This is a genomic window from Colwellia sp. 6M3, assembly GCF_014077595.1.
In the GTDB taxonomy this organism is placed as follows: Bacteria; Pseudomonadota; Gammaproteobacteria; order Enterobacterales; family Alteromonadaceae; genus Cognaticolwellia.
The window spans coordinates 1-11906 of sequence record NZ_JACGWF010000107.1 but is presented as its reverse complement, the minus strand read 5'-3'; the positions used below and the strand labels follow the sequence as shown (position 1 = coordinate 11906).

The 11906-nt window shown below is 37.8% G+C and carries 11 protein-coding genes; 7 read left to right on the top strand and 4 right to left on the bottom strand.

What is annotated here, in order from left to right; genetic code table 11:
* Positions 1 to 584: 584 nt before the first annotated feature.
* The 3 genes from H4J50_RS16805 to lolB form a co-directional block, all read right to left on the bottom strand.
* Positions 585 to 1532: a ribose-phosphate pyrophosphokinase gene (locus tag H4J50_RS16805; protein WP_182257439.1), complete on the bottom strand. Its 948-nt coding sequence runs from the start codon at positions 1530 to 1532 to the stop codon at positions 585 to 587.
* 122 nt (positions 1533 to 1654) lie between these two features.
* Positions 1655 to 2515, bottom strand: coding sequence for a 4-(cytidine 5'-diphospho)-2-C-methyl-D-erythritol kinase (gene ispE / locus H4J50_RS16800; RefSeq protein ID WP_182257437.1), 861 nt, complete (start codon positions 2513 to 2515; stop codon positions 1655 to 1657).
* Positions 2516 to 2525: 10 nt separating this feature from the next.
* A complete protein-coding gene (gene lolB, locus H4J50_RS16795; protein WP_182257436.1) occupies positions 2526 to 3140 on the bottom strand; it encodes a lipoprotein insertase outer membrane protein LolB in 615 nt (204 codons plus the stop codon).
* A 302-nt stretch (positions 3141 to 3442) separates the two neighbouring features.
* On the opposite strand from lolB, the gene hemA reads away from it, so the two are divergent.
* From hemA to kdsA, 7 genes are all read left to right on the top strand, one after another.
* Positions 3443 to 4711, top strand: a complete 1269-nt coding sequence (gene hemA / locus H4J50_RS16790) for a glutamyl-tRNA reductase (RefSeq protein ID WP_182257435.1) — start codon at positions 3443 to 3445, stop codon at positions 4709 to 4711.
* 258 nt (positions 4712 to 4969) lie between these two features.
* The gene (gene prfA, locus H4J50_RS16785) at positions 4970 to 6058 is read left to right on the top strand and encodes a peptide chain release factor 1 (protein WP_182257434.1); all 1089 of its coding nucleotides are present in this window, start codon (positions 4970 to 4972) and stop codon (positions 6056 to 6058) included.
* 50 nt (positions 6059 to 6108) lie between these two features.
* A complete protein-coding gene (gene prmC / locus H4J50_RS16780; protein ID WP_182257438.1) occupies positions 6109 to 6948 on the top strand; it encodes a peptide chain release factor N(5)-glutamine methyltransferase in 840 nt (279 codons plus the stop codon).
* Between the two features lie 35 nt (positions 6949 to 6983).
* Entirely contained in the window at positions 6984 to 7358 is a 375-nt protein-coding gene (locus H4J50_RS16775) for a SirB2 family protein (protein WP_182257433.1), read from the top strand.
* A 36-nt stretch (positions 7359 to 7394) separates the two neighbouring features.
* Complete coding sequence (locus H4J50_RS16770; protein ID WP_182257432.1) at positions 7395 to 8195, top strand: SirB1 family protein; 801 nt, start codon at positions 7395 to 7397, stop codon at positions 8193 to 8195.
* 72 nt (positions 8196 to 8267) lie between these two features.
* Positions 8268 to 9530, top strand: a complete 1263-nt coding sequence (locus H4J50_RS16765) for a DUF819 domain-containing protein (RefSeq protein WP_182257431.1) — start codon at positions 8268 to 8270, stop codon at positions 9528 to 9530.
* 35 nt (positions 9531 to 9565) lie between these two features.
* Entirely contained in the window at positions 9566 to 10408 is an 843-nt protein-coding gene (gene kdsA, locus H4J50_RS16760) for a 3-deoxy-8-phosphooctulonate synthase (RefSeq protein WP_182257430.1), read from the top strand.
* A gap of 77 nt (positions 10409 to 10485) precedes the next feature.
* Here the strand turns inward: kdsA and H4J50_RS16755 are convergent, their stop codons facing one another.
* The gene (locus H4J50_RS16755) at positions 10486 to 11826 is read right to left on the bottom strand and encodes a dicarboxylate/amino acid:cation symporter (protein WP_182257429.1); all 1341 of its coding nucleotides are present in this window, start codon (positions 11824 to 11826) and stop codon (positions 10486 to 10488) included.
* Between the last annotated feature and the right edge of the window lie 80 nt (positions 11827 to 11906).

Sequence of the window (11906 nt, the reverse complement as noted above, 5' to 3'; positions counted from 1 at the left end):
GATTTAATTACAAGCCGTATTGTTGAACGGTCATTTTGTATTCGCCGTTAGCTTTTTTAAATCTAAAATATGGCTAATTTATTGATGCTATAATCGCATTATAACTGACATGATGTGGAGTGATTTTAATACACTTATATAGTCATTTATTTCCCCAAAAAACAAGTTATGTATCGTTTTTAAGTATTATATCAAGGCGCTGCAGTGACGAGAGTCTTTGGTTAAACAATGTTTCTTATTAAATAAGGCTTCGAAACTTTTGTCATAAAGTACTACTTGACGTTGTTTTTATACTCAATAATTTTTAATATTTCAGGTGTGCAGGTTAAGCTTGAAATGTGTCCAATACTCTAATCTTGTAAGTCATCGATTTATTCATAACAATGTATTTATCTTTTTTGTTACGGTAAAGCGTTAAAGAGTTTATTAATATTTGATGGTTTTAAGCGTGAGCAAGTAATAAGGAAACTAGCGATGACTTTAATCGTTCAAGAAAAATGGTTTACATTTTAAACATTAAAAAGGTGTAATGATAAAAAAGCACCCGAAGGTGCTTTATTAAAATGTATTTTTTAGTTTAATGACTATGCATCAAACATTGCAGAGATAGACTCTTCATTACAAACTCGACGAATAGCTTCTGACAACATACCACTTAAGGTCAGTTGACGAACATTGCCAAGCGCTTTGATTTCATCTGATAATGGAATTGAGTCTGTTACTACAACTTCATCAATTACTGAATTTCTTAAGTTTTCAGCAGCATTACCAGAAAGTACCGGGTGAGTTGCATAAGCAAATACACGTTTAGCACCATGTTCTTTTAGTGCTTCAGCGGCTTTTGCAAGTGTTCCTCCGGTATCAATCATATCATCAACGATGAAACAATCACGGCCCTTAACATCACCAATAATATGCATAACTTGAGCAACATTAGCTTTAGGACGACGTTTGTCTATGATAGCAAGGTCTGCATCTTCTAATAGCTTAGCTACTGCACGAGCACGCACAACACCACCAATATCAGGAGAAACTACCACAGGGTTTTCGATGTTACGCGCTAACATATCTTCTAGCAAAATTGGCGTACCAAAAACGTTATCTACTGGTACATCAAAAAAGCCTTGAATTTGTTCTGCGTGCAAATCAACCGTTAATACACGGTCAACACCTACACTTGATAAGAAATCAGCCACAACTTTTGCCGTGATCGGTACACGAGCACTTCGAACACGACGGTCTTGACGAGCATAACCAAAATAAGGCATAACGGCAGTAATACGTCCGGCTGATGCACGACGAAGCGCATCAATCATTACGATTAGTTCCATTAAGTTATCGTTGGTAGGGGCACATGTTGATTGAATAATAAAAACATCCGCACCGCGCACGTTTTCAGTTATTTCAACACTAATTTCACCATCACTAAAGCTACCAATCTTGGCTTCGCCTAAGGTAATATATAAGCGATTAGCAATTTGTTTGGCCAGTTCAGGGGTGGCGTTACCCGCAAAAATCTTCATGTCAGGCACTGTCAGTTCCTCAGAAACTTTTGACATTTAAATTACGATACTGAATAAAACGGTATGTTAAATATCAGCAAATTATTTTATTTCTGCCAGTTTTAATGGCATTTATTTTAATTTATCCGAACTTAATTGTCGTTTACCGCTGCAATTGCAGCATGTAAGGGCGATTGATTTAGTCCTTCGGCTACGAATGATTCTATACCTGTAGGTAGTAAAGATTGTACGTAGCACGCTTCTTTTTTAGAGCTAAAACGTGAAAAGATACACGCACCAGTTCCTGTCATTTGGGACGGTGCATATTCTATCAACCAAGCCAGTAGTTTGGCAACCTCGGGGTAGTGTTTAATTACCCAAGATTGACAATCATTATGATAATTTTCGATGTTTTCGTCGCTGTAACGTATAGATGGCGTATCTCGAGTTAAATCTTTCGCGGTAAAAACACTTTGTGTAGAAATACTACAGTTTGGCTTTGAGACTAAATACCAATAAGTTTTTGGCGAGGCGGGTGTTAGTTGCTCACCAATACCTTGTGCGAAAGCAGCAAAACCATGAATAAAAATAGGCACATCTGCACCCAACGTTAGCCCAAGTTCAGCAAGTTGCTCGATACTGAGGTTGGTTTTCCATAACGAATTAAGAGCAAGTAAAACGGTTGCCGCATTGGATGAGCCGCCACCTAAACCGCCGCCCATCGGCAATTTTTTGTATAGCTTAATCTCTGCGCCTTGCTGAGAATTTGTATAGTTTTGCAATAAGCTTGCGGCTTTAATGATTAAGTTGTCGTTATTGTCGACGCCAGGAATAGGCGTTAGTAACGTTATAGTACTATTTTTGGTGACCTTAAATGCTATTGTGTCGTGATAATCTAAAAACTGAAAAACGGTTTCTAGTTGATGATAGCCATTATCCATTCTCCCAACAATATGGAGAAATAAATTAAGCTTTGCTGGTGAAGGAAACGCTGTAAATAACTGTTTATTCAAAACTATCTCGCTAAGTTTTCCATGAGTGTATAACAATTTTAATGCGCAAATCACCTTGGGTGATCGTCAGTTGCTTTGCTAATTGAAACTGTTCAATATGATAATATTTACTGTATTTTACTTGCCAAACTTTATTGTTATAACGACTTGTTAAGCTTTGAGGGAGCTGAGTTTTCGCGTGGTAAACTATTTTGTCAGTAGGTAAAAAAGCTAATCCTTTTAGCCAGTGGTTCATCGCACGAGTCGGTAAGTTCAAGCCTGTAAGGGAATAAATTAAAGCGTCTAAATTTTGTGTGTCATAGACATTACCGTCAACTTCTAAAGTAAAGTTATCTTGGCGTTGTTCAAGTTCTAATACTTTTATGCCGAATAATGTTGATAAATTTAATGATTCAACTTTTTCAGCTTCATTTTTTTGCCAGTATAAAGTTGCACTTTGGCGCAGTTGGCTATTAATAAAAGCTATTTTTCCGGTAATAGTCCATTCATTGAGTGCAGCTACTTGTTTATTACGCGTTTCAATATCTTGGTTTACTTGATTACCTTCAACAGGTATATCGTTAATGCTACTACAAGCACTTAATATACTGATAAAAAATAGTATAATGAACTGTTTACAATACATAGTATTCCTGTGGTTATTGAAAGGCATTAATTTAGCGCTAAGCGTAGTAACAATAACAAATAACGAAAACATATAACGTACATGCTTTCAATTTAAGCTAGTTTTACGTAAAATTATCGCGATTTTTTATCATAGATCATAGGTTTTTTTCAAAATCTCGTGGATAATTATATGAAATAGCTTTTACAAGCTTATATTTAACCACAATTTAGGCAGTTTAAGCGTATAATCAACTGCAAGAATATTGACCACTCACCTTGTTTCTTTCGGTCATTAACCCTTTTTGGACTCATTATATTCACATGTCGATAGTTGCAGTAGGTATCAATCATAAAACCGCTCCGGTTGCCGTTAGGGAAAAAATATCATTTAACCCTGATAACTTGAGCTCAGCCTTGCAGGAACTGATACATTCAGTAGACTGCAAAGAGGCTGCGATTTTATCTACCTGTAATCGTACTGAGTTATATATAGTACAAGATGGTGATGTTACGTTAACTCAAGAGCGGTTGGTACGTTGGTTAGAGCAGCATCATAATGTACCTGCCTCTACCATTTCTCCTAGTTTATATTGGCATACAGATCAGCATGCCGTTAATCATATGATGCGTGTTGCTTGTGGTTTAGATTCTCTGGTACTTGGAGAACCACAAATATTAGGGCAAATGAAACAAGCCTATAAACAAGCTAAAGCCGCAGGTTCAATGTCTTTAGTCATGGATAGACTGTTTCAACGAACCTTTGGGGTTGCTAAACAAGTTAGGACAGACACGGAAATAGGTGCTAGTGCGGTATCGGTAGCATTTGCTGCGGTTAATTTAGCCAAACATATTTTTGCCAGTCTAGACAAAACCAGAGTGTTGTTGGTGGGCGCTGGCGAGACCATTGAACTCGTTGCTAAGCATTTATATGAAAACAACGTTGGTCATATAACCGTGGCTAACCGCACACTTAGTCGTGCTGAAAATATGGCGAATAAATTCGGTGCAGATGTTATAACGCTTGCACAGATCCCTGAAATGATGGCTAGTGCAGATATCGTTATCAGCTCAACAGCCAGTACTTTGCCAATTATAGGTAAAGGTATGGTTGAAAAAGCCTTAACCAAAAGAAAGCACCGACCGATGTTTATGGTCGATTTAGCCGTACCTCGCGATATAGAAGAGCAAGTATCTGATCTTGAAGATGTGTTTCTTTACACGGTTGATGATTTACAAAATATTATTTCTAAAAATTTAGATAATCGTCGCAAAGAAGCGGTGTTAGCTGAAGGTATCGTATCAGATCAGTCTTCTAGCTTTATGTCTTGGTTACGAGGATTAAATACGCAAGATACGGTGATTTCTTACCGTAAACAGTGTTTAGAAAATCGCGACCAACTGCTTGAAAAAGCGATGCAACAATTAGCTGCAGATAAAAATCCAGAAGCTGTTATTGCCGAACTTGCCACTAAGTTAACCAACAAATTTATGCATGCACCGACTAGCGCTATTCAATCTGCTGCCCAGGGCGGTCAGTTAGATAGACTGGTATATCTGCGTGATATATTTGATATTAGCCATAAAGAATAGCGACAAGGCTAGTATTCGCACATACTGCATTTTATTGCCATTAAATGTGTAGTTAATAACTTCTCACGATTAGGCATTTACCACTATTTACTTTTCATGCTTGGTATTTCGCTAATTAGCTTATAACTAAAGTAAACTTTCTCTAACACGCTATTGGGTATTTATTTCCCCATTTTGTATAAATTACTGCTAATTATCGTCTTAGTCGAATATAATGCGCGGGTAATTCATCAATTATTGACTATATAAGATCATTTAATGAATAAATCTGTTTACCAAAAACTTGAGATACTTGTCGAACGCTTTGAAGAAGTACAAGCGTTATTGTCTGATCCTGAAACTATTTCCAATCAAGAAAAGTTCCAAGCTTTATCGAAAGAATTCTCGCAATTAGAAGTAGTTACTACTGCCTTTCATGCCTACCAAGACGCTGAAAATGATTTTGCTACAGCGGAAGAAATGCTTAAAGATGAAGACCCTGACATGCGTGAAATGGCGCAAGAAGAGTTTAAAGCGGCTAAGAAAGCAGTAGAAGAAATGACTGGCGAACTGCAAGTTTTGTTATTACCTCGTGACCCTAAAGATGATAATAATTGCTTTGTTGAAATTCGCGCTGGTGCAGGTGGCGATGAAGCTGCTATTTTCGCAGGTGACTTATTCCGTATGTACAGCCGCTACGCTGAAAAGCAAGGTTGGAAAATTGAATTAATGAACTCCAATATCAGTGAGCAAGGCGGCTTTAAAGAAATTGTCGTTAAAGTTAACGGTGTTGGCGTATATGGCCAAATGAAATATGAATCAGGCGGTCATCGTGTGCAACGTGTACCTGAAACAGAATCACAAGGTCGTGTACATACTTCGGCGTGTACTGTAGTTGTTATGCCTGAAATTCCAGAATCGCAAGCGATTGAAATCAATAAAGCTGATTTGAAAGTTGATACTTTCCGCGCTTCAGGAGCGGGTGGACAACACGTTAACAAAACCGATTCAGCTATTCGTATTACCCATATTCCAAGTGGCGTTGTGGTTGAATGTCAAGATCAACGCTCACAGCATAAAAACCGTGCGCAAGCTATGTCCGTGCTTCAAGCACGTCTGCAACAAGCAGAAGATGAAAAACGTCGCAGTGCTGAAGAATCTTCTCGTCGTAATTTAGTGGCAAGTGGCGATCGCTCTGAGCGCATTCGTACTTATAACTTTCCACAAGGGCGTATGAGTGATCACCGTATCAACCTTACACTTTATCGTTTAAACGAAATTATGGAAGGTAACTTACACTTGATACTTGAGCCAATTATGCAAGAAAGCCAAGCTGATCTGTTGGCAGAGCTTTCTGAGCAGCATTAGTGATTGAACCTGAAGTAACGCATGGGTTATCGGTTGAACTTGTATCTTCGATGACCTTTGCTAAATTAATTGCTCGCGGTGAGCAACTTTTGTCGCCACAGTCTGATAGTGCAAAGCTAGATACTGAGATATTAATTGGTTTTGTTATTGATAAAGAGCGTAGCTATTTATTAACTTGGCCAGAATATAAATTATCTCAAATACAAGCCAAACACTTTATTGAGTTAATGTTGCGCAGAGTTGCGGGTGAGCCTATTGCCTATATTGTCAACTTACGCGAGTTTTGGTCTTTGCCATTGCAAGTGTCACCAGCTACCTTAATTCCTCGTCCTGATACCGAAGTATTGGTTGAATCTGTGTTGACTAAACATGTAGACGAAAACCTATATTGTTTGGATTTAGGGACTGGCACTGGGGCTATTGCATTAGCGATAGCATCAGAAAAACCTCAGTGGAAAGTTGAGGCAATAGACTTTAGCCACGATGCAGTAGCACTTGCCCAGCGCAATGCTAAAAATTTAGATTTGGCTCACGTTCAAATTTATCAAAGTGATTGGTTTAATAACGTTTCTTCTGATAAATGTTTTGATATTATCGTGAGTAACCCTCCATATATTGACGCGTGTGATCATCACCTAAACGAAGGAGATGTTAGATATGAGCCAAAAACAGCTTTAGTTGCCGCAGATAATGGTTTAGCAGATATTAAAATTATAGCGATAAATGCTAGGAAGTATTTGAAACCGGGTGGTTTTTTATATATCGAACACGGCTTTGAACAAAGTCTTGCGGTAAAAAAAATATTAGCTGACTTAGCTTACTGTGAAATACAAACAGTAAAAGATTATAGTAACAACGATCGCATTACTTTCGCTTGTTACTCAGTATAAAATAAAAAATAACAATAAACTAAATGGAGTTCATTATGCTTAAACATTTACATATGACTGTTGCCGTGATCAGTATTTTACTGTTCACTTTTCGATTTGCATTAACCTTAGCAAATTCAAATAAACTATCATTGAAATGGCTGAAAATTGCCCCACATATTATCGATACCTTACTGCTGGGTCTTGGTATTGCTTTAGCGATTAAACTGTCAATAAACCCCGCGGAACAATTATGGTTAGCCGAAAAAATATTTGCCGTATTTGCTTATATTTTTACCGGTTATTACACCTTAAAGTTGGCGCGTAATCGTACTATGCAAATTATTGGGTTTTTAGGCGCAATAGGTTGGGTAATGCTAATTGTACGCATCGCCATCAGTAAGGAAACCGTATTTTTAGCTGGCTTATAGCCGTTAAATTAAGCATTAAATATTAATAGAGAATGCATGAACGAATTGTTGTTATCAGAAATTAAATCTGAGAAAAATGAATTATTACAAACTTTTCTGTTAGTAGAAGAGTATATTTTTGGTCAAAAAGCTACGGTTCAATCTGAATTGGATGAGCTAGTAGCCTATTGCCAAGCTGAAACTGATGAAGTGAAAGAACCTGTTGAGCGGGCTGAAGTATTAATTAATGCTTTGTTTGTTGATCAACTCTTTATTGATAATCAGCAACAAAATTGGCCTGTCATTTCATATCAAACGTCGTTGGCGTTAACGCATAAGCTAATTTCACCTATTTTAAAAGCCGTGCTTATCGCTTATGTAGCCAATAGCTGCGACTGCAAAGCCGACATTGTTTTTGTTCCAGAGCAAGCCATGTTGAGAATTATATGTGATGATAATTATGCCATTATATTTGATCCCGTCACTGGTGAGTCTTTAAATTGGCATGAACTCGATGTTCGCATGAATGAAATTTCAGGCGACCCATTTGAAGTAACGTTAGATATAATGAAACAAGAAAGTTTGGTGTTAGAACATATTTCCAGCCTTAAAGCCGCATTTATCCGTGAACAATCATACGATAAGGCATTAAAATGTGTTGATATGTTGTTAGATCTGAATCCAAATGACCCTTTTGAACGTCGTGATCGTGGTTTTTTATTACACCAACTTGATTGTTTTAAAGTGGCTTATGATGACTATCAATACTTTGTTGAGCAGTGCCCAAAAGATCCAGCAGCACAATTATTAAAGCTGCAACTAGATAAAATTTCAATTTCAGATACGATACTGCACTAATAAAATTTACCTGTTAGCAATAAAATATAAAAATAATAACAAAGTAAATTCAGTAAATTAAAAGGATAAGTAATGCAAGAAACAGTCTTGGCAAACGCGCCATTGATCACAAATGATGCCACCGTACTCGGAATTTTAGCGCTAATATTAGGCTTTGTTTTTTATACTTCAAATAGCAGTAATGCTACTTGTCGTTCATTTTATAAATATGTACCAGCATTATTGATGTGCTACTTATTGCCTTCGTTATTAAATACCTTTGGTATTGTCAGTGCCGACGTTAGCCAAGTTGATGAAGTCGCAAAGTATTTCTTATTACCTGCTTGTTTAGTCTTATTAACGCTGAGTATAGATATTAAAGCAATTGCAGGTTTAGGTAGTAAAGCCGTTATTATGTTTTTAACGGGTACTGTCGGGGTTATCATCGGTGGACCAATAGCCTTGTTAATTGTTTCAGCGGTATGGCCTGAGTTAATTGGTGTAACAGGACCTGATGCAGTATGGCGCGGTATGGCAGCTCTAGCGGGGAGCTGGATTGGTGGTGGCGCAAATATGCTAGCCATGAAAGAAATATACGGTGCTGACGGTAAAATATTTACCATCATGGTAACGGTTGATATTGTTGTCGCCAATATTTGGATGGCCGTTTTGCTTTATATGGCAGCGAACCATAAGCGTATCGATGCAAAAAATGGAGCAGATACCTCGAGTATTGACCGTTTGATTGAAAAAGTTGAGGCAGAGACTCGAGAGAATTCAAAACAGCCTGAGCTAAAAGATTATATGCTTATTCTAGCCGTTGGCTTTGGCGCAGCCGGATTAGCACATTTAGCGGCAGATTATTTAGTACCATTTTTTCAAAACAATTATCCTGAACTAAAGAAGTTTAGCTTACACAGCAAATTATTCTGGATTATTGTATTAGTAACCAGCATCGGACTTGCGCTTTCTTTTACGAAAGTGAGGAAGCTAGAATCTGTGGGTGCTTCAAAAGTAGGTAGTAGTTTTCTTTATGTTTTAGTCGCGACTATCGGTTTACATATGGATATTACACAAATTGTTGAAGCGCCTAAATATATGGTCATTGGTTTAATCTGGATGGCAGTACACGTAATATTATTGTTCGCCGTGCGTAAATTTATCAAAGCACCGGTATTTTATTTAGCCGTCGGCAGTAAAGCAAATATTGGTGGTGCAGCATCAGCGCCAGTAATAGCATCGGCATTTCATCCTTCACTTGCACCTGTCGGGGTTTTACTTGCTGTTTTTGGTTATGCTCTAGGTACTTACATGGCATGGTTATGTGGCCAATTGTTAAGAATTGTTGGTAGCTAATAGCGACTAACCTATAAAATATTTTTGGAAATATTATGACAAAACAATTAATTTCACTTGGCGATATTGATATCGCAAACGATAAACCTTTTGTATTATTTGGTGGCATGAATGTACTTGAATCACGCGATTTAGCGATGACGATTGCCGAGCATTATGTTGAAGTAACTCAAAAGCTCAACATTCCTTACGTATTTAAGGCCTCGTTTGACAAAGCTAATCGTTCATCAGTGAGTTCTTACAGAGGACCAGGTTTAGATGAAGGCTTAAAGATTTTTCAAGAGATAAAATCAACCTTTAATGTCCCTATCATTACTGATGTGCACGAATCTTATCAGGCCGCACCTGTTGCTGAGGTAGCTGATATTATTCAATTACCCGCATTCTTAGCCCGTCAAACTGACCTAGTTGTAGCTATGGCTAAAACGGGTGCAATTATTAATGTGAAAAAGCCTCAGTTTTTGGCTGCGCACGAAATGCGCCATATTATTAAGAAATTTGCTGAGTCGGGTAATGAAGATATTATTCTTTGTGAACGAGGTAGCTGTTTTGGCTATAATAATTTAATTGTTGATATGTTAGCCATGGATGAGATGAAAGACTATGCACCGGTAATTTTTGACGCTACACATGCATTACAACAACCTGGTGGTCGAGCTGATTCTGCTGATGGACGTCGCGCTAAAGCCGCACAGTTAGCCCGTAGTGGTATGGCATTGGGTATTGCAGGCTTATTTATCGAAGCACATCCAGATCCGTTACAAGCTAAGTGTGACGGACCTTGTGCATTACCGCTAGATAAACTAGAGCCATATTTAGCACAAATGAAAGGCATAGATGATTTAGTTAAAAGTTTTGAGCCTCTTATTACGGGTTAAATAAAAATCGGTAAAGAGTTTGCGTAAAAAATGGCGCTAATTAGCGCCATTTTTGATAGAAAATTTAATGAATAATATTAGCTTTTATCTAAATGATGAAAGTCGATATCTTCGATGTTTTTACCGGCATCTGGGTCGTTAAATATAGCTTCGTCGAATTGATCCTCAGACTTACCAACAATAACGGTCACCATACTATCACCGGTAACATTAACCGCAGTACGGGTCATATCTAATAAGCGGTCTACACCAATAATCAGTGCAATACCTTCAACAGGCAAACCTACTTGCTCAAGTACCATAGCGAGCATAATCAAACCAACACCCGGTACACCTGCGGTACCAATTGATGCAAGTGTTGCCGTTAATATCACCATCAAGTAATCAGAAAGTGTTAAATCTTGACTAAATACTTGCGCGATAAATACGGTAGCAACCCCTTGCATTATAGCCGTGCCATCCATGTTAATTGTTGCGCCTAATGGCACAGTAAATGACGCTATAGAGTTTTTAACACCCATTTTCTTAGTGGTTGTTTCTAATGTAATAGGTAGCGTTGCATTACTACTAGACGTTGAAAAAGCAAAAATGGCGGTGTCGCGCATTTTCTTTAAGAAAATTAGTGGATTTAGGCCTGTAAGTAATTTGAGTAAAACAGGGTAAGTAATAAAGGCATGTAGTAATAACGCACACACAACTACCAAGAAATACTCGATTAAATTACCAAAAGTACTGAGTGATACATCGGTAAACAAACCGGCCAGTAAACAAAATACACCATAAGGTGCAATGTTCATCAAGATAGTCACTAGGCGCATAACAACAACACTCATATCTTCGAACATAGCAGCAATGCGATCGCCCGCTTTACCTGAAAGTGCTATAGCGATACCAAATAATAAGGCAAAAATTATCACTTGCAGCATATTACCCTGTGCAAAGGCTGCAAATGGATTGCTCGGGAACATTTGAATAAGAACTTGTGCTAGCGAAGGCGCTTCACGGCTAGTAAAGGTTGTACCGGCTACCATATTAACCCCTTCACCAGGGCTAACAAGTAAGGCTAAGCTCATGGCAAAGCTGATCGCAATAGCGGTTGTTAATAAGTACATACCAATGGCTTTACCACCAATTCTACCCAGTTTAGTGGTGTCTTTTAGTGAACAGGTGCCACAAATTAAAGATACAAAAACTAAGGGAACTACCAGCATTTGCAAGCTAGCGATAAATATTTGTCCGATGACCTCAAAAACACCGTCTACAAAAAAGCCGCGTATTGAAAAATCAAATAGATATAAAGGAATAACTAAATCTGAGCCGTCAGGCATTAGCCATTGTAAAATTGTGCCAACGAGAATACCTGCAACCATACCGGTTACAATTCTAGTGGTTAAACTTGCTTGCTTTTTTTTAGTCATATTATTTTAATTTTATTGTGCGATTCCTTATTATGTTGTTGCTAGGTAAAGAAATCAAATGATTAAAGTCTCTCGAGTAT